The organism is Proteus faecis, assembly GCF_030286765.1.
GTDB classification, from domain to species: Bacteria; Pseudomonadota; Gammaproteobacteria; order Enterobacterales; family Enterobacteriaceae; genus Proteus; species Proteus faecis.
On the sequence record NZ_JASVWV010000001.1, the window covers coordinates 630,193 to 649,981 of the forward strand.

Sequence of the window (19,789 nt, forward strand, 5' to 3'; positions counted from 1 at the left end):
AAAAAACTAACCGGATCATGCCTGTTCAAGAGTGCACAAAAGTGGATATTCGTTTTCTCTCGCGTACAGATTAACTTGAGCCACTTTTGTTTCGGCAACATCCGCACTATAAACCCCACAAACTCCTTTCCCTTTATGATGAACGTCCAACATAATTTGTGTTGCTTTTTCCTCGCTAAGGAAAAAATACATCGTAAGCACTTCTACAACAAAATCCATGGGGGTGTAATCATCATTATTCAAGATCACCTTATACATTGATGGTGGCTCATTTTTCTGATGAACATCTTCCCCTAACGTGGTTTCTGTTAAAAAATCAAACTGACCCATTGTTTTGCATTACTCATAGTTTTGTTAAACGTCACTTTCAATTATGACATTTAGTTTACCATCTCACAGGAAAGTCTGCCTATCAACGCTTTTTTATTCCTTCTTTTTGCATTCAAAAAATTACAAAGCGTTAGCTACATCAAAATTTCATCTACTCGAAACACTTTCTATCCCCTTCCCCCCTTGACGATTGAAACAATAAAATAGAGTATGTTTTATGAACAGCTCAGTAAATATACTGAAAGTGATGTTAAACAAATAAATACAAGTATATGAGAGAAGCTAAGTATGGAGACAGGTACAGTAAAGTGGTTCAATAATGCTAAGGGGTTTGGTTTTATTACCCCAGCAAAAGGTGGCGATGATATTTTTGCCCACTATTCAACAATCAGAATGGAAGGTTACCGCACTCTTAAAGCGGGGCAGAAAGTCAATTATAGCACAATAAAAGGGCCTAAAGGTGACCATGCTGATCTTATCATTCCTATTATCGAATAGAAGGTAATTTACAGTATAGATAACCCCAATAAAAATACCTTTTAATCACAATAACTGGTTATTTTTAGTTAAACAGAAAGCCTAATTCATTCAAATAAAAGCCCTTTATATCTTAAGGGCTTTTATCTTATAGTTTGATTTACTCTCTCGCAAGAGCGTCTATTGGATTCATTTTTGCAGCATTTCTTGCTGGTAAAAAGCCAAAAATAACGCCAATAACAGTCGAGCAAATAAAAGCACTCACTAATGCAATGGGCTGAAAGACGAAATGCCAATCAGGCAACATAACACTTGCCACCATGGCAATACCAAATGAAAGGCCTATTCCCAGTAATCCACCTACTAGACAAACCAATACAGATTCTATAAGGAATTGTTGCATCACATCACTAGCTCTGGCACCAACCGCCATTCTAATACCAATTTCTCGCGTTCTTTCAGTCACTGAAACCAGCATAATATTCATTACACCAATTCCCCCCACGATTAATGAAATAACAGCCACAAAAGTGAGAAACAGTTGCATTGTTTGGGTGGTACTTTCAGCTGCCTTAATAAAGCTATCAAGGTTATAAGTGAAAATATCTTTTTTACCATGCCTAATCGTTAATAAGCGGAGAATTTGTTGTTCTGCAATGCTAGCGTCATAACCGTCAATTGCTCTTACTGTAATACTATCAAGATAACTTCGATTTAAGATGCGGCTATTTAGTGTGCTGTAAGGTACCCATACTTTGAGCGATTGACCATTGCCAAAAGCTGATTTTTTCTCAGCAATGACACCAACAATCGTAGAGGGAATATTACGAATAATGATTTGCTCACCAATAACCTCTTTTTTATTAGGAAAGAATCGCTGACGGGTATTTTCATCAATAACAACAACTTGAGCTTGTCGTTGGATCATATCAGGTGTAAATGAGCGACCTTGTGAAAATGTCATCGCATATACAGTGAAATAATCATCACTAACCCCCGCAACAGATGCAGGCGAATCTTGGTTTCCACGGCGTAATCGTGTACTAAATTGAACTTGTGGTGTAACAGCTTGTACATAAGATTGTTGTTTTAAAGCAAAAACATCTTGTAGCGTTAATGATTGTCTATCTTCTGGTGAGTCGCTCCCGAAATCTTTCCCGGGATAGATATCAATCGTATTAGAGCCAATCGCTTTTATATCAGCCAGCACCATGCTTTTAGCTGCATCACCAATCACAATAATCGAGACGACAGAGGCTATACCAATAATAATACCGAGCATCGTTAGCAAAGTGCGTACTTTATTCACAACCATTGCACGCCAGGCCATATCTAATGCTTGTGTAAAACGCCCGAGTATTTGCCCTAAATAAGAAGAAGCTAAAACAGTTGTTGTCTCTTTTTTAACTTTATTTACAGTTATTTGATGACAGTTATCATTAATGATTTCACCATCTTTTATTTCTATAATTCGCTCAGCTTGTGCCGCAATTAAAGGATCATGAGTTACGATAATAACCGTATGCCCTTGTTCATTTAATTGCTTAAGAATAGACATCACCTCTTTACCCGAATGGCTATCCAACGCGCCTGTGGGCTCATCAGCAAGAATGACTTCACCGCCATTCATTAATGCTCTTGCGATACTTACACGCTGTTGTTGACCGCCAGAAAGTTGATTAGGGCGATAATCAATACGATCACCTAATCCTAAACGTGTTAATAATTCGCGAGCCCTTTCTTTTCGTTGAGTAGCATTTTTATCTGCATAAATTGCAGGAATTTCAACATTCTGTTCTGCACTTAAATGAGACATTAAATGATAGCGCTGGAAGATAAAACCAAAATGCTCACGCCGTAATGCCGCAAGTTGATCGCCATCCATTTTCGCAACACTTTGACCACCAACTTTATATTCACCGCTACTTGGTTTATCTAAACAGCCTAAGATATTCATTAAAGTTGATTTACCGGAGCCAGAAGCCCCAATAATCGCTACCATTTCACCAGCATTAATTGTTAATGAGATTTTATTAAGAACAACGGTTTCTTCCTCGCCATTAGTATATAGACGACTCACCTCATTGAGCTCTAATAATGCAGGCATCATGCTTCTCCTGATGTTTCACCTAGAATAACCTGATCGTTTTCTTTCAATCCGCTAAGAACTTCGGCATAAACATCAGTGCGCATACCTATTTTGACTGTACGTTTTTCTGGCTGACCATTAACCAATACATCTACATAATATTCATTAATACCTGCATTATCACCTAATACAGAAAGCGGAACGAGAAGCACATTTTTCTTATTTTCGATAAGAATTTTAACCTGAGCGGTCATTTGCAAACGTAATAAATGCTGTTCATTAGGGACTTCAAAACGAGCATAGTAGAAAATAGCATCATTAATTTTTTCAGGGGTCGGCAAAATATCTTTTAATTTACCGCTAAAGGCTTTATCTGGTGCACCTAACACTGTAAAAGAAGCACTAAGATCAGGTTTTAAATAGATAACATCGGCTTCAGAGACTTCCGCTTTTACCAACATCGTATCTAAATCGGCTAAAGTTAAAATAGTCGGTGCCTCTTGTGCTGCAATTACGGTTTGACCTTCAAGCGTTTTAATAAACGTCACGACTCCATCCATAGGAGCTGTTATTCGTGTATATTGCAGATTCGTTTTTGCTGTATCTAACGTAGCTTGGTTCTTTTTAATTTGAGCTTGATAAGTGATGATCCGTGCTTTTTTTACTTCAACATCGGTTTTAGTGCGATCAAGTTCATCTTGCGCAATAGCATGAGTACCAATAAGCTTTAATTGTCGCTGATAAGTTAATTGTGCTAAACGCAATTCAGCCTGTGCTTGCTGAAGATTGGCTTTAAGCTCATTATCTGTTTCTTGAGATTCAGTGACGTCATTTTGCGCTTTTTTAGGATCGATAATCGCGAGCAAATCCCCTTTTTTAACCACATCCCCCTCTTTTACTAGAAGCGACTGTAACTGACCACTGACTTGTGCCCCCACATCAACTTTACGTACAGCATCAAGCTTACCTGTTGCGGTCACTTCTTTTGACAAATCACCTCGTGTGATCTGTTGCGTTTGATATATCGGTGCCTTCTCTTTTGGCCAAAAAAAGTATGTCGCAATTGCTACAAAAATTAAAATAAGGGTGAGTATTCTCCCTCGCTTTTTTAAAGATAAAAAAGCCATGCTTTTTCCTTTTTAAACATAAAGATATAATAAACCATACAACGCTTTAGCTATGAGAGTTATTCTCATAGCTAAATAAAATAAGTGTAAATCTCGTTAATTTATCTTACTGACACAAGTGTAACGAATTCAAACTAATTCGCCTTGCCTCTAGCAAGCCATGCAACACGAGAGAACATACTTTTCAGTATGGAAGGGATGGAATCTATACCACGTTGAGCCGCATTATTAGCCACCGTTAGTGCAAGGTCTGGCTTGGATGAACGTTGAATAGCTTTAATGATCACGCGTCGAGTCGGCCATTTTTCATTATCTGGCACACCGGCTACATCATGATATACATTACGAAAGCCTTCTTTGTATAAGAAGTGTTCCATATCTAATGCCGGAAGCTTCGTTAATCTATCGCGCTCTGCATCATTACTTTTTAACGCAAAATCTTTAACGGTAGCAGCATATTTCTTACCCGCTTCATCACCATCCACTAAAGTATGCCATTCTATCCCCATATAGGTTGCATACTTTAATAATGGCTTAAGTCCACATTGCGCAAATTCAATGACTTTTATACCTTCTGCTTCAAAGAAATAATTACATTGCCTTGCCAATTCGTTCATTAACCAAATCTCTGTTTCACCTTCAACTAATAACCAACAACGCGCAAATAATGCCGAGGGTCGGTTATAACGAATATGAAAGGAGATACGTCGCTCTTCATCAGAATGTAGTTGCTGCTCCCCAACACGATAAGCAGCAACTTTATCGGTATCACGTACTAAACGGCACACACTCTCTAATGGAGCGAGTGACAGTAATTCACCTGAGTTTGTCGTTGTGATCCGTTGTAATGAGAAAAGATTGAGTAATCCCCAAGCCACCGAAAGCATAATAGGATGTAAACGCGTTTCTGGATTTTCAACGATGACAATAGGTCTTGCATAAGGATCTAACGCGGCACTACCACGAGACTGTAAGATAGAAGAGAACATCCCCAAGATAATTAATCGAATACTTCTTTGATTAGGTTTTGCCAACACTTTATTGATATTTTCTAAAGCGTGCCAACCACGCACGTGAGGCTCGTTAACTTTGCGATGACGAGGGCGAGATTTAAACAACAACGAACCGTGATCTGCAAAATAGTGCCCTAATAGTTGTTGCATTGCATCAAGGCCTTCACGTAAATCATCATCTGACAACTCATCAGGATTTTTGACTAACGCTTTGGTTAACTCACTCATTTTATTATTAAACGCTTCTCGATGAGGATTATTATGGGGATCGATAACGTCAGAAGCAAGATCACGCACAAAACGTGCATCTTGTAAGCGAAGAACAGGATAGAGCCTAACTATCTCTGCAATAATTTCTTGAGTTTGTCCATTAGGTAAGCGAATTTGCTTTCCTTCTTTATCAAGAAAATAGCGGAATGTTTTTACATTCTTTTGTTCATCTAATTCAGCACTGATACGGTAATAGATATGTTTTAGTTCATCACCATTTTCAACCCATACAGGCGCTAATTTATGAAAACGATAAGAGCGATGACGTCCAGGGCGAGATTCGGTAAAGGTTAAAATAATTTGTAGACTTTTTTTGCCATTTTCTTCTGGCTCATTCGGCAAACGATGGAAATCCTCGGGTGTAAATGCATATTGATAGGTTTCAATTCCCAAACTGAGTGTTAACGCATCAAGTAATGAGCTTTTACCCCACGCATTTTCACCCACTAAGACTGTATTCATATCAAGAGGTAATGAAAGACGATTAAGTCCACGGAATCCAACTATTTCCACTCTTTCTAAATACATAAATTCCCTCGTTAGTTACGACTAAGCTATGGTTTTATTTTATTCTTCCTATCTTTATTTTATGCTTAATCAGCTAATAATTTCACTTAATGGATGTTTTCATTAAATCACAGTTCAAGATAGCCGTAATAAAATTTACTCAACTATTCGATATATACCCATTTCGTTCACTTTTCAATCAATTAAAGCCTCTTACATCTAAACGTGATAGGCTCGTTACCCCTAATAAATATTTTAGACTTATCTTAATTTCTGTATCCACAACATCATAAGTAAATGTTATAATCCGATTTACATTATTAGTTTACTTTATAATTTGAGCACACTCAGTAAGGAATAGAAATGCTATCAGGGTTATTGATTATCCTACTTCCGCTTTTTGTAGGATATTTGATTAAGTTAAACAATCGCCCATTACTTCATCTGGCAAACCGCCTGCTTAGCGCGATGGTTTACGTTATCCTATTTCTAATGGGCGTTAGTTTAGCCATGCTAGATAATATTGGTGAAAACTTAGTTTCTATTCTTTCTTATGCCAGTGTTTTCTTTTTATGTACCTTTGGCGCCAATTTACTATTTTTATGGCTACTGGATAAGAAAGATCCTTGGCACGTCCCTGCTCATAAGCAGTCCAAGCCCCCTTCACGCATAAAAATGGTACTTGAATCACTGCAATTATGTGGCGTTGTTGTCGTGGGCTTCTTTGTCGGTTTAACCGGTTGGTCAATTTTCCATTATGCTTCTCATGCCAGCCAAGGTGCGCTTATCTTCTTACTTTGGTTAGTCGGATTACAATTACGTAATAGCGGAATGAGCCCAAAGCAAATTCTTATCAACCGTCGTGGAACAACCGTTGCCGTCGTTATGGGCATTAGCGCACTTGCTGGTGGTGCCTTAGCCGCTTACTTACTGGGGTTACCGATGAAAATGGGATTAGCTATTGCATCTGGTTATGGTTGGTATTCATTATCGGGTATTGTACTAACTGATGCATTTGGCCCCGTTATTGGTAGCACCGCCTTTTTCAATGATTTAATGCGTGAATTAGCAGCAATCATGCTTATTCCGATTATAGTTAACCGTTACAGAAATACGGCATTAGGAATTTGTGGCTCAACATCTATGGACTTTACTTTACCTGTTTTACAAAGAAGTGGCGGTGTTGCCATCGTTCCTGCGGCTATTGTGCATGGATTTGTTTTAAGTTTAATCACACCAATCTTGATGGCGTTCTTTACTTCATAGAAAAATCAGTAACAATAGAACCATAACGTTCTCTTTTTACAATGGATTAACCATGAATCAACAGCGTGTATTAGTACTTGGTGCAAGTGGGCACATTGGTCAAAATCTTATTCCTGCTTTGATAGAGCAAGGTCATCAGGTCACTGCTGGTGCCCGTCGAGTAGACTGGATGATGTCTCAAGGTTGGGAAAATACACGCTGTATCTTTGTCGATTTATATGATCCTGAAACCTTAACCAAAGTCATGCATGATACTGATATTGTTTATTACCTTGTTCATAGCATGAGCGATGCACATAATTTAATTGAGCAAGAGCGTAAAGCGGCAATCAATGTTGTGGAAGCATTAGAAGGCAGTAATGTTAAACAAATTATCTTCTTAAGTGCGTTACAACATAAAGACCAACAATATTCACCTCATCTTATTGCCCGAAAACTAACAGGAGAAGTGTTAAGAACCAGCACTATTCCCGTGACCGAAATTCGCACCTCAATGATTGTCGGGCCAGGCTCTGCTGCCTTTGAGATTATGCGTGATATGGTTTACAACCTTCCTATTCTTACACCACCACGTTGGGTTCGTTCTAAATCTTCCCCTATTGCACTCAAAAATTTAATTCACTATTTAACTGAAATAATTCATCACCCCACTCATCAACACCGTATTTTTGATGCCGGTGGTCCTGAATATATTAGCTATCAAACCCTTTTTGAGTGCTTTATTAAAATCTCAGGTAAAAAACGCGTATTAATCCCGCTACCGATGCCCGGCAGTCTTATTTCTGCCGGCTTTATCAGTATGATCACATCGGTGCCAACCTCTATTGCTAAAGAGCTGATCCAAGGGCTTAAATACGATCTCCCAGCCAATGATGAACCATTACGTAAACTTATTCCTCAAACCCTAATTAAATTTGATGATGCAGTAAAAGAAACACTGGCTGATGAAGCCGCCGCTTTAGATAACCAAGATTGGGGTTACTCTTCTGCAGTTCGTAGTCGTTGGAAACCAGGCTATGGTTATTACCCTAAAAATGCAGGTTACACAGTATCCACCCCGGCAAGTGCAACATCACTTTGGCATACAGTGCAACAAATCGGCGGAGAACAAGGCTATTTTTATGGTAATACGTTATGGAAAATACGCGCCATTATGGATGATATCGCAGGAAATAAAGTCACTTACGGACGCCCTTCTAGAGAAACATTAGAACTTGGCGATATGATTGATGGTTGGCGTGTGATCAAACTTGAGCCTGAAAAACAGCTCACACTGTTATTTGGAATGAAAGCACCCGGTTTAGGTAGACTCTCTTTCACGATCCACGACAGTGGTAATCTTCGTTCAATAGATGTTCGTGCTTGGTGGCACCCAGCAGGATTTAGTGGATTGCTTTATTGGTTTGCCATGATGCCTGCGCATTTATTTATTTTCAAAGGTATGGCTAAAACAATAAGTATTAACGCTTACGAACTGGATAAAAATTCATCTAACAATGAGAAAAAATAGCTAAATTACCCATTTTTATATAAAGAAACCACTTTATTATGCAGTTTTAGTTGCATAATTATTCTTACCGTTTTATTATTTGAAACAGTTGATGACTATTCAAAAAAAACGCATGAGTATTCAATTAAAAAACATAAATTGTTTCTACGGTTCGCACCAAGCACTCTATGACATTAATCTAGAATGCTCTGCCGGTGAAACAATGGTTCTATTAGGACCAAGTGGTGCGGGTAAGAGCTCACTAATGAGAGTTCTCAATTTATTAGAAATGCCACGTTCAGGCGAATTAGAAATTGCTGGTCTGCATTTTGACTTTAGCCAACAGCCTAACGCAAAGGCAATTCGCTTATTACGTCAAAATGTGGGTATGGTATTTCAACAATACAATTTATGGCCACATTTAACGGTTCTTGATAACTTAATTGAAGCACCTTGTCGTGTATTAGGTTTATCAAAACCGCAAGCCAAAGAAAAAGCGATGAAATTACTTGAGCGTTTGCGTTTAAGTGATTATGCAGGACGTTTTCCTCTACATTTATCTGGAGGACAACAACAGCGTGTTGCTATTGCAAGGGCATTAATGATGGAGCCTCAAGTTCTCTTATTTGATGAACCAACGGCAGCATTAGATCCTGAAATTACAGCTCAAGTTGTTGATATCATTAAAGAGCTTTCTGAAACGGGTATTACACAAGTTATTGTGACCCACGAAGTTGAAATTGCACGCAAAGCCGCGAGCAAAGTTGTATATATGGAAAACGGCCGTATTATAGAGCAAGGTGATAACTATCGTTTCACTGCTCCACAAACGGAAGCTTTTGCTAATTACTTGTCACACTAAATCAGGATCAGACAATGAAAAAAATATTATTTGCAGCACTTCTGACCAGTATTACACTTTCTGCAACTGCGGCTGAGAAAGAGACAATTCGTTTTGCAACTGAAGCAACGTATCCTCCATTTGAAATGATTGATGCGAATAATCAAATTGTGGGATTTGATGTTGATTTAGCCAATGCAATGTGTGCAAAGATTAATGCTGACTGTACCTTTACCAATCAGTCATTTGATAGTTTAATTCCGAGTCTGAAATTCCGTCGTTTTGAAGCGTTAATGGCTGGTATTGATATTACGCCAGAGCGTCAAAAACAAGTTGATTTCACTGATTCTTACTATGATAACTCTGCAGTATTTATCACCGTAAAAGGTAAAATCTCTGATGTTGCAAGCTTAAAAGGCAAACAAATTGGTGTGCAGAATGGGACAACCCATCAGAAATTCATCAATGAACAACACAAAGAGATGAAAACTGTGCCTTATGACAGTTATCAAAATGCAGTATTAGATCTTAAAAATGGTCGTATCGAAGCTATCTTTGGTGATACAGCTGTTGTTAATGAATGGCTGAAAAAGAATCCTGAATTAGGTATTGTAGGCGACAAAGTTGCAGATCCTAACTACTTTGGTACAGGCCTTGCGATCGCAGTAAGAAAAGGTAATGCTGATTTACAAGATAAATTAAACAAAGCATTAGCTGAAGTAAAAGCTGATGGCACCTATGATGTCATTTATAAAAAATGGTTTGAATAACAATAATAGCTTAATAAATGAATGAAATAACAACTCTAGCAGGTGCGGCCGTCACAACGGTCACACTTGCTATTTCTGCTCTTATCATCGGATTAGTTCTAGCCATGCTGTTTACAGCTTGGGAATCCGCGAGATGGAAAGCCTTTGCTTTCTTAGGAACATGTTGGGTAACACTAATTAGAGGACTACCAGAAATGCTGGTGGTTCTTTTTGTCTATTATGGCACCTTACAAGGTGTCATGATGTTAATGGATGGGATTGATCTCGGTGCTTTCACCTTACAAATTGATTTTGGTGATACTGAATCATTGCCTTTCTATTGTGGTGTTATCGCCCTTTCACTTCTTTATGCGTCTTATGCATCCCAAACTTTACGTGGCGCATTAAAAGCAGTACCTACAGGACAATGGGAAGCCGGCCAAGCCTTAGGCATGGGCCGTATTACTATTTTCTTCCGCTTTATCATGCCTCAAATGTGGCGTCACGCTTTACCGGGTTTAGGCAATCAGTGGTTAGTTCTATTAAAAGATACGGCTTTAGTCTCATTAATCAGCGTTAATGACTTAATGTTACAAACACAAAGTATCGCTAACCGAACTCAAGAGCCTTTTACTTGGTATAGCATTGTTGCATTAATTTATTTGGCAATTACGTTGGTCAGTCAATATATCCTGAAATGGTTAGAGATGAGAACAACCCGATTTGAACGGAGTGCCTCATAATGTGGGATTATATTGTTGATATTTTACCGGGATTACCAACCAGCCTTTCTTTAACATTTGTAGCTCTATTGGTTGCATTTACACTTTCGGTTTTAATGACTTTTGTTTTGGCATTAAAAACACCTGTTATTAGCCAAATAGTAAAAGCCTATATTACCTTATTTACTGGTACACCTTTATTAGTACAGTTCTTCTTAATCTATTATGGCCCAGGGCAATTTCCTACGTTGCAAAACTATCCAGCAATATGGGAGTTACTATCAACACCATGGTTTTGTGCAATGGTTACATTGGCATTAAACAGTGCGGCTTATTCAACTTTACTTTTCTATGGTGCAGTAAGAGCAATTCCGTCAGGACAGTGGCAATCCTGTCAAGCGTTGGGCATGTCACCCGTACAAACAGCACGAGTGATATTACCTTACGCATTTAAGCGTGCGCTTTCATCCTATTCAAACGAAGTGGTCTTAATATTCAAAAGTACCTCACTTGCCAGTACTATCACCTTACTTGAATTAACGGGTTATAGCCGACAAGTTTTTGGTCAGAGTTATGATGTGATGGTCTTTGTTGCAGCAGGCATTATTTATCTGTGTATCAATGGAATGCTGACACTTTTAATGAGATTGATTGAGAAAAAAGCCTTAGAGTTTGAACATCGTAATTAAAAACGAGTAAACTGACCTGTGAATATAAAAACACCCCAAAGTTGGTGTCCAACTTTTGGGGTGCAGTTCACTTTTCATTCTGGGGTGTTTTTATATGTCTGAATAAACAATAAAAACGCTCGATGTGATCCATTGAGCGTCAATACATTATTTATACTAACGCTGAGCTATTATTTTTTAATAACTATCTTAGCTGTCTTGTAATATCAATAATGTAAGGACTTCATAGTGAGAAGTATGAGGAAACATATCAAACAATTGCACTCTATCTATCTGATAGTGTGAAAGTTGCTGAATATCTTTCGCCATAGTTTGAGCATTACAACTTGAATAAAGAATAAAGCGAGGTTTCATTTTATTTAGATAACCACACAATACCTCACCAATACCTCGCCTTGGTGGATTAACAAGCACTAATTCAGGAACAGACTCTTTAGCCAATGCATAGCCCGTTGAATCTAACGCTTGAAACTCAACATGCTCTAACCCTAACTCCTGAGCCGATAAACGTGCACATTCAATCGCTTCTGGACTAATTTCAATCCCTGTTAAGTGGGTGGATTTATCTGCACAATGCAACCCAAACCCTCCTGATCCACAAAACATATCCCACAAATGAGTGATATTTAATTCTCTTACCCAACGACCTGCCGTGGCATAAAGTGATGAAGCCACCGCCGGATTAGTTTGGAAAAAACCTCTAGGACGAATATGCAATGGAATTTGGTTAAATGATTCATCTAAGAACGTTTTTTCTGTCAGAATAATTTCTTGCTCACCTTCCAAAATAGCCATATGTATAGGTTGAATATTGACGGAAATAACGACCAATTGGGGTAATTGCGCTTGTAACCAAGGAAGTGCTTTACGAAGTTGTTCTAGTTTTTTTTCTGAACGCAAAACAAAGCGCAGCATCATCGTGCTATTACTTCGGCTCTCCGTTAATAAAATAAACTTAAGCTCACCACGACGACGCTCAATGTCGTAAGGTACTAACCCTGCTTTCGCAATAAATGTTTTTAAAACTGGGAATACAGGTGCAAAAGAAGCTGGGTACAGTGGACATTCGCATAAATCAACAGCGACACTTTCTTTAGTTTTTAAACCTAATATTGGTCTTTCGACACTCCCGCTGACGACCATTTTGGCTTTATTACGAAACTGCGCCTGTTGGCTTTCAACGGGTGCTAATTTATCAAAAGCATAATCTTCTGGAAGTAATGCTAATAGGCTATGCTGTTTTTTCTTGATTTGTTCAGGATAAGCAAGAGAAAGCCATTCACAAGAATGACATTCACCCGCACTAAATCGTGCGCATTGCATAAGATTTTGTGACCGTTATGGAGATTAATATTAATGTACAGTATAAGAAGAGTCAGTTGATGTGCTATTTATCTCAACATCTTCTTCATCTTCGTTTTCACTTTCTTGCTTTTCACCATACAAGAAACCGTTATTAAAAATTTCGCTAATAACTTCAGCTGATTGCTCTTCTGCTTTTTGTAAGAACAGATCAAATTGATTAAGTGAAATACCTGCAGCAACTGGAAATGATTGGCAAAAAACTAATTTTGGTAAGTTCTCGTCACTAATTTCTAAAAATGTTTTAATAAATAAAGAACTTGCATTAATTTGGCTTAAATTTGCCATTAATGGCACTATTGCTGACGGTTTTAGCTCAGCGATAGCGGTAAATACAAGCACATCTTCAAGAATATCAATTTTGGCATCAAAAATACCACTGATATATTGAAGGTGAGGTAAATGTAACGCCTGACAAGAGTCACATTCATAATAAGCGATCTGCAATTCATCAAGCCAAGACTTTAGCTGATCCAGATCGGTAGTCACAACAGCGTTCATTCAAATAACCTTTACGCGCAAAAAAAGAGTGCCTGTTGGCATTGACGCTATTTTGCCACTTTTTCTATCTTGAAGGCACTAATAAATAGAAAAACTAAGAAAATTAAGCCAATTTACACATTGCGTTTTCTTAGTTTCTAATACATTTTGAGGAAAAACAGATAGCTACTTTTCGTTATTCTCTTTTTTCTTTTGACTCTTTGTAGACTGATGATCAATCCCTAAAAAAGTTAATCGATAAATAGCACGCCATACTATATGGATAGCTGGCGGGATCATGCAGATAACCCCTAATACAACTAACGTTAATTGTCCTGTATATGTTCCTAGCCACTGCGGAGAGGTCATATATTGATTAATATAAAGATAAGCAACCACCAATAAAATAATCCCTATTATTTCAATGATGATAATAGGTTTTGGCATATCTGACAGTGATTTCATATCTCGATTTGAAGGCTTTTCCATCATTTCTCCGCTAAATGCAGTGTTGCAGTCCTATCTCATTATTCAGCAAATTGGTATAATTTATCACACTAAAAGGCAATAACTGTTTTTATTTAGCCTAATAAAAGGGCATAGTAACAACCAATAGAAACTATTATGCCTGAATTTTATTTCCTCAATAAGGAGTGTCGTATGTTTGTTGTCATTTTTGGTCGCCCTGGTTGCCCATATTGTGTTCGTGCGAAACAACTGGCTGAAACTTTGTCTGAAAAACGTGACGATTTCGATTTCCGTTATGTTGATATTCAAGCAGAAGGAATTACAAAAGCTGATTTATCTAAAACTGTCGGTAAACCAGTTGAAACTGTGCCACAAATTTTTATTGATGAGAAACACATTGGTGGTTGCACAGATTTTGAAGCTTATGCTAAAGAAAATTTAGGCATCTACAACTAATTCAAAAGCGCTAAAACAGATTATTTATCAATATGTTTTAGCGCTTTCTTTTTTTTTCATCATGACTTTTCTCTTTACCTACCTTCTCTTTCTAAAAAAAACTCTATTTTTTTTCATTAGTCAGCGAACTTTCTTTCTAACCCGTAGTCTGAATAAGTGCCACTGCTTTTCTTTGATGTCCCCAAATATTGAGGAGCCCGATAGTTTCAACCCTTTTGGTGAAATAACTGTCGGGTTTTTTATTGCTTGATATTTAGTAACACTCACCTTGCAATGTCACAATAATACGACGCTCTCCCCCGTGATTACGATGTTCACCAAGATAAATCCCCTGCCAAATTCCTAAATTCAACTCACCTTGACTAATAGGGATCGTAACACTTTGTCCAAGTAAGCTACTTTTAATGTGCGCAGGCATATCATCACTGCCTTCATAGGTGTGAAGATAGTCATCCTCGTCCTCTTTTACACTTCGATTAAAAAAGCTTTCAAAGTCACTTCGAACTGTCGGATCCGCATTTTCATTAATCGTTAAAGAAGCCGATGTATGTTGAATAAAAAAATGAGCAATTCCAATTTTATATTGTCTTAGTTGCGGTAATTCTTGAATCAATGTTTGTGTAATTAAGTGAAATCCTCTTGGCCTTGCATTAAGGACTATATTTTTCTGGAACCACATAAAGTTATACCTCATTGAAGATAAGAAAAAGAACGATGCGAGAGTAATAACACAAGCGCAATACTCTTTTTAAGCGTGCTTGAGCTCAGTTTGGTATAAAACTGACAAATTTTTTAAAAAAGCACAATTAAATAAGAAAAAAACACTTTACCCCTATTACTCCCTCATTTACCCTTAAAAACTTGCGTATTATGTATCATAAACATCGCTTATCAATACGACATGTATGGAGCCTACTTTGCTGGAACAATTCAATTTAGCCGTATTTTCAATAATGAATGCAACACCTGCGGCATCGCCTTTAGAAATCGGTACGGCGATAATTATTGCTAAGTACCTTGTCTATCTTTTTCCGTTATCTTTAGTGTTCTATTGGTTATGGGGTAATGAAAAACATCTTAGTCAGCAAAGAGCATTAGCATGTAAAGCGGCTGTCTCTTTGGGTATCGCACTTTCTATCTCTTGGATGATTGGTGCTATTGCTCCTCATGACCGCCCTTTTGCTGCCAACATTGGCTACAACTTTCTTGATCATGATGCAACACCATCATTCCCAAGTAACCATGGTACCTTTGTTTTCACCATTGCTTTAGCTTATCTCTTTTGGCATAACAGCAAACGCATTGGCTATATTATGCTCGGTTTAGGAATTGCGATTGCTTGGGCACGTATCTACCTTGGTGTGCATTGGCCAATCGATATGATTGGTGCTTTTATTGTTGCTCTACTCTCTTGTGGCCTTTGCCAGATCTTCTGGTCTAAAGGCGGTGATATACTCCAAAAATGGGTACAACACCTCTATCAGCTCTGTTTCGCTTATCCTATTCGTAAAGGTTGGACAAAGGCCTAACCTTTCTAAGATCGAAAAGGCCACATTTATGTGGCCTTTTTATATTTAACTTAAGTGCCTTCCCTCTTCAATATATTAATATATAAATAAAAATATTCTCTACTATTATATTAATCGTCCAAAAGTAAATGTGTTGTTATTTTAATCAAGTTTAAACTTTTATATTCGTTGTATAACAACCTACCCAACTCATTTATTAACGAATTTATTGTTGTTTTTATAAACAATATTCTATTTATAAATGAAATATAGCTATATTCATTTCATAAAATAAAAAAATTCATTAATAAATAATCATATTGCATCGTTTCTATATTCTTTTATTTACTTTTAAATATTAATTAAGAAAAATAATTTTTCATTAAATTTCAATATGATACACTGTTAATATAATGTTCCAATTGTAAATAAAAATAACCTAATTGATTTTAATCATCTATTTCCCAAATAATAAAAATACCCAAGAAAAATCATTAACATGTGAATGTTTAGGCATTTAGCTTTATTTAATACTTACCTTAAAATTGGAAAATTATTTCAATATGTTTAAAAAACCAATTCAAAAAACATAAAATATAAAAAATGTTACATTTTTAGGTTTTTCAGTTATATTTAGCATTTGAGATGGTGATCACGGTAGTTTATCCTGAAAAACACTATATTCTGCACCTCTTAAGTCTGGATATAAACTTATTGAATATTTTTTCAAATTTTAAAAGAGCTTAATTCTTTTGAAAGTTAAAGATTTTTATATGTGGTAATTGAAGATATTGAGATAACACCAGGTGCTCAATAAACTCATTTATTCATAATTAAATTTATACCGTAGTTGTTTCTAGAAAATACAATTGCGCTCTTATTTTTCTTCATTATTTTTTTACCGCGTTATTTCGGAGAGTATTATGGATACAACCAAAGCTGGTTCTATCGCATCGGGTAACACCCAAGGTGATTACAAAACATGGCGTAAGTCAGATACTGTATGGATGTTAGGTTTATACGGCACAGCTATCGGTGCTGGCGTTCTATTTTTACCCATCAACGCAGGGATTGGTGGTTTAATTCCTCTGTTGATCATGTTAGTGCTTGCATTCCCAATGACCTTCTTTGCACACCGTGGTATGTGTCGCTTTGTGCTATCAGGTAAAAACCCTGGTGAAGATATTACTGAAGTTGTTGAAGAACACTTTGGTAAAACTGCAGGTAAACTAATCACACTGCTTTATTTCTTTGCAATTTATCCTATTTTATTAGTTTATAGTGTTGCTATCACTAATACTGTAGAAAGCTTTATTGTAAACCAAATGCATATGGCTGCTCCTCCTCGCGCAATTTTATCACTGATCCTGATCGTTGGTATCATGTGTATTATTCGCTTTGGTGAACAAGCTATTGTTAAAGCAATGAGCGTGCTGGTATTCCCATTTGTTGCAATCTTGATGGTACTTGCACTGTATCTGATCCCAGAATGGAATGGTGCAATCCTTGAGACACTCTCTTTTGATCACGCAACCACTTCTGGCATGGGTCAAGGCCTATTAGTAACCTTATGGTTAGCTATCCCTGTAATGGTGTTCTCTTTCAATCACTCTCCAATCATCTCTGCGTTTGCAGTTGCAAAACGCGAAGAATACGGCGAAAACGCAGAGAAAAAATGTTCACGCATTTTAGCTTATGCACACATCATGATGGTTATCACTGTTATGTTCTTCGTGTTTAGCTGTGTATTTAGCTTAACACCAGAAAACTTAGCAGAAGCAAAAGCACAAAACATTAGTATCCTGTCTTACCTTGCTAACCATTTTGAAGCACCCGTTATCGCTTATATTGCACCTTTCATTGCCTTCGTTGCGATTACTAAATCTTTCTTAGGCCACTATTTAGGTGCCCGTGAAGGTTTCAATGGTTTAATCATCAAATCACTGCGTGAAAAAGGTAAAACAATCGAAAAAGATCGTTTAAATAAAATCACTGCACTGTTTATGCTGGTTACAACTTGGATCGTTGCGACATTAAACCCAAGTATTTTAGGTATGATTGAAACATTAGGTGGACCAATTATCGCAATGTTGTTGTTCCTGATGCCTATGTATGCAATCCGTAAAGTACCAGCGATGAAGAAATATGCTGGCCACATCAGCAACGTATTTGTTGTAGTTATGGGTCTTATCGCAATCTCAGCAGTTTTCTATAGCTTAATTAACTCTTTCATGGGCTAATAAAGCATCACGTGGCTACTTTCTGAAAAGAGAGTAGCCATTGCTTTAGAGTTCAAAACTGACACTTAACATTCTAATAATCACACAGTTGCGCCTTTAAATGAATTAGGGAGGCGAATATTATGGTTAGCGTCTTTGATATTTTTAAAATTGGTATTGGCCCTTCAAGCTCACACACTGTAGGTCCAATGAAAGCAGGTAAAGAATTTGTTGATTTGCTTGCTGAAAAAGAACTTCTCTCTTCTGTTTCCCGCGTTATCGTTGATGTTTATGGCTCTTTATCTTTAACAGGTAAAGGTCACGCAACGGATATTGCTATTATTATGGGACTCGCAGGAAATTTACCTGATACTGTCGATATTGATTCTATCGCGCCATTTATAAAACAAGTAGAAACAACCGGTCGCTTAATGCTGGCAAATGGCATAAAAGAAGTAGATTTTCCGGTTGAAGGCGGCATGAATTTTCATAAAACCAATCTGCCTCTCCATGAAAATGGCATGACTATTACCGCTTATAACGGTGAACAGATTTTATTGAAAAAAACTTATTATTCTATTGGTGGCGGTTTTATTGTTGATGAAGAACATTTTGGCCAACCTGAAGAAAATACAGTTCAAGTTCCTTATCCTTATCAATATGCGGCTGATTTACGACGCCATTGCAAAGAAACAGGCCTTTCTTTATCAGCATTAGTGATGCAAAACGAATTAGCATTACGTAGCAAAGAAGAAATCTCATCCCATTTTGCTGCTGTTTGGGAAGTGATGAAATCAGGTATTGAACGCGGTGTAAATACCGAAGGCTTATTACCAGGACCATTACGCGTGCCTCGTCGTGCTTCTGCATTACGCCGCATGTTAGTCACAGAAGATAAAACGACAACAGATCCAATGACAGTGGTTGACTGGATTAATATGTTTGCCCTTGCCGTGAATGAAGAAAATGCGGCGGGTGGACGTGTTGTCACAGCACCAACAAACGGTGCCTGTGGTATTATCCCAGCAGTATTGTCTTACTATGATAAATTTATTCGTCCTGTAAATGAAAACTCTTACACTCGCTTTTTCTTAGTTGCTGGTGTTATTGGTTCACTTTACAAAATGAATGCATCTATCTCAGGTGCTGAAGTCGGTTGCCAAGGTGAAGTTGGTGTTGCTTGTTCAATGGCTGCAGGTGCATTAACTGAACTTTTAGGTGGTAGCCCAGAACAAGTTTGCATTGCAGCGGAAATTGCGATGGAGCATAACTTAGGACTTACCTGTGACCCAGTAGCAGGACAAGTACAAGTTCCTTGTATTGAACGTAATGCTATCGCAGCCGTACAAGCAGTAAACTCATCGCGCATGGCTTTACGTCGTGTCAGCGATCCTCGTATTTGTTTAGATAAAGTCATTGAAACAATGTACGAAACAGGTAAAGACATTAATGCTAAATATCGTGAAACCTCTCAAGGTGGATTAGCTATTAAAATTTCCTGTGACTAACCCTGTGAGTCTTAAATACTGATAGCTATAATAGATAAGGCGCTGATATCAGCGCCTTTTTTGTTTATTTAGTATCTATCTCATTACTCTTCTTTTTTAATATCATCTTTTTTGTATGAGATTAAATTGTCATCCTTAGTTAAAATATGTTTTTTCAAACGAGCAAAGCATCACTCAATAAAGATAATGTAAAGAAAAAATAGGAGATAACAACACATA

19 protein-coding genes are annotated in these 19,789 nt (G+C 37.4%); 11 read left to right on the forward strand and 8 right to left on the reverse strand.

From position 1 onward, the window contains the following. Positions 1–15: 15 nt before the first annotated feature. Positions 16–330: an ATP-dependent Clp protease adapter ClpS gene (gene clpS, locus QSH13_RS03025; protein WP_109398043.1), complete on the reverse strand. Its 315-nt coding sequence runs from the start codon at positions 328–330 to the stop codon at positions 16–18. A gap of 288 nt (positions 331–618) precedes the next feature. Between clpS and cspD the strand changes: the two genes are divergently transcribed. Beyond that, positions 619–828, forward strand: coding sequence for a cold shock domain-containing protein CspD (gene cspD, locus QSH13_RS03030; RefSeq protein WP_023581298.1), 210 nt, complete (start codon positions 619–621; stop codon positions 826–828). A 139-nt stretch (positions 829–967) separates the two neighbouring features. On the opposite strand, the gene macB is transcribed toward cspD, so the two are convergent. The 3 genes from macB to QSH13_RS03045 form a co-directional block, all read right to left on the reverse strand. Next, entirely contained in the window at positions 968–2,914 is a 1,947-nt protein-coding gene (gene macB, locus QSH13_RS03035; protein WP_196544426.1) for a macrolide ABC transporter ATP-binding protein/permease MacB, read from the reverse strand. Further along, positions 2,914–4,023: a macrolide transporter subunit MacA gene (macA, locus tag QSH13_RS03040; RefSeq protein WP_185901895.1), complete on the reverse strand. Its 1,110-nt coding sequence runs from the start codon at positions 4,021–4,023 to the stop codon at positions 2,914–2,916. The genes macB and macA overlap by 1 nt, the downstream gene beginning before the upstream one ends. A 134-nt stretch (positions 4,024–4,157) precedes the next feature. Further along, complete coding sequence (locus QSH13_RS03045) at positions 4,158–5,834, reverse strand: ATP-dependent nuclease (protein WP_109398046.1); 1,677 nt, start codon at positions 5,832–5,834, stop codon at positions 4,158–4,160. Positions 5,835–6,176: 342 nt separating this feature from the next. On the opposite strand from QSH13_RS03045, the gene QSH13_RS03050 reads away from it, so the two are divergent. The 6 genes from QSH13_RS03050 to artM all read left to right on the forward strand — a co-directional run bounded on the left by QSH13_RS03050 (position 6,177) and on the right by artM (position 11,569). Beyond that, positions 6,177–7,079: a LysO family transporter gene (locus QSH13_RS03050; protein WP_109398047.1), complete on the forward strand. Its 903-nt coding sequence runs from the start codon at positions 6,177–6,179 to the stop codon at positions 7,077–7,079. Positions 7,080–7,131: 52 nt separating this feature from the next. Then, complete coding sequence (locus QSH13_RS03055; RefSeq protein ID WP_286038815.1) at positions 7,132–8,589, forward strand: DUF2867 domain-containing protein; 1,458 nt, start codon at positions 7,132–7,134, stop codon at positions 8,587–8,589. A 112-nt stretch (positions 8,590–8,701) separates the two neighbouring features. Beyond that, a complete protein-coding gene (gene artP, locus QSH13_RS03060) occupies positions 8,702–9,430 on the forward strand; it encodes an arginine ABC transporter ATP-binding protein ArtP (RefSeq protein WP_006537475.1) in 729 nt (242 codons plus the stop codon). Positions 9,431–9,444: 14 nt separating this feature from the next. After that, positions 9,445–10,179, forward strand: a complete 735-nt coding sequence (gene artJ, locus QSH13_RS03065; protein WP_109398049.1) for an arginine ABC transporter substrate-binding protein — start codon at positions 9,445–9,447, stop codon at positions 10,177–10,179. Positions 10,180–10,196: 17 nt separating this feature from the next. Beyond that, a complete protein-coding gene (artQ, locus tag QSH13_RS03070) occupies positions 10,197–10,901 on the forward strand; it encodes an arginine ABC transporter permease ArtQ (protein ID WP_006537477.1) in 705 nt (234 codons plus the stop codon). Further along, on the forward strand, positions 10,901–11,569 hold the full coding sequence (artM, locus tag QSH13_RS03075; RefSeq protein WP_109398050.1) for an arginine ABC transporter permease ArtM: 669 nt from the start codon (positions 10,901–10,903) through the stop codon (positions 11,567–11,569). The genes artQ and artM overlap by 1 nt, the downstream gene beginning before the upstream one ends. A gap of 189 nt (positions 11,570–11,758) precedes the next feature. Here the strand turns inward: artM and rlmC are convergent, their stop codons facing one another. The 3 genes from rlmC to QSH13_RS03090 form a co-directional block, all read right to left on the reverse strand. Next, positions 11,759–12,892, reverse strand: coding sequence for a 23S rRNA (uracil(747)-C(5))-methyltransferase RlmC (gene rlmC / locus QSH13_RS03080; RefSeq protein ID WP_286038816.1), 1,134 nt, complete (start codon positions 12,890–12,892; stop codon positions 11,759–11,761). A 30-nt stretch (positions 12,893–12,922) separates the two neighbouring features. Then, positions 12,923–13,432: a type III secretion system chaperone family protein gene (locus tag QSH13_RS03085; RefSeq protein ID WP_109398052.1), complete on the reverse strand. Its 510-nt coding sequence runs from the start codon at positions 13,430–13,432 to the stop codon at positions 12,923–12,925. A 165-nt stretch (positions 13,433–13,597) separates the two neighbouring features. Next, on the reverse strand, positions 13,598–13,900 hold the full coding sequence (locus QSH13_RS03090; protein ID WP_109398053.1) for a YbjC family protein: 303 nt from the start codon (positions 13,898–13,900) through the stop codon (positions 13,598–13,600). 171 nt (positions 13,901–14,071) lie between these two features. Here QSH13_RS03090 and QSH13_RS03095 point away from each other — a divergent pair, with 171 nt between their 5' ends. After that, the gene (locus QSH13_RS03095) at positions 14,072–14,335 is read left to right on the forward strand and encodes a GrxA family glutaredoxin (RefSeq protein WP_036912158.1); all 264 of its coding nucleotides are present in this window, start codon (positions 14,072–14,074) and stop codon (positions 14,333–14,335) included. Between the two features lie 253 nt (positions 14,336–14,588). Here QSH13_RS03095 and QSH13_RS03100 read toward each other — a convergent pair whose 3' ends face one another. Further along, the gene (locus QSH13_RS03100; protein WP_109398054.1) at positions 14,589–15,014 is read right to left on the reverse strand and encodes a secondary thiamine-phosphate synthase enzyme YjbQ; all 426 of its coding nucleotides are present in this window, start codon (positions 15,012–15,014) and stop codon (positions 14,589–14,591) included. A 238-nt stretch (positions 15,015–15,252) separates the two neighbouring features. Between QSH13_RS03100 and ybjG the strand changes: the two genes are divergently transcribed. The 3 genes from ybjG to QSH13_RS03115 all read left to right on the forward strand — a co-directional run bounded on the left by ybjG (position 15,253) and on the right by QSH13_RS03115 (position 19,570). Next, positions 15,253–15,864 carry an undecaprenyl-diphosphate phosphatase gene (gene ybjG / locus QSH13_RS03105; protein ID WP_109398055.1) on the forward strand — a complete coding sequence of 204 codons (612 nt, stop codon included), beginning with the start codon at positions 15,253–15,255 and terminating at the stop codon, positions 15,862–15,864. Positions 15,865–16,766: 902 nt separating this feature from the next. Beyond that, a complete protein-coding gene (locus tag QSH13_RS03110; protein WP_109398056.1) occupies positions 16,767–18,083 on the forward strand; it encodes an HAAAP family serine/threonine permease in 1,317 nt (438 codons plus the stop codon). Between the two features lie 122 nt (positions 18,084–18,205). Continuing rightward, the gene (locus QSH13_RS03115; RefSeq protein WP_261191090.1) at positions 18,206–19,570 is read left to right on the forward strand and encodes an L-serine ammonia-lyase; all 1,365 of its coding nucleotides are present in this window, start codon (positions 18,206–18,208) and stop codon (positions 19,568–19,570) included. The last annotated feature ends 219 nt before the right edge of the window (positions 19,571–19,789 follow it).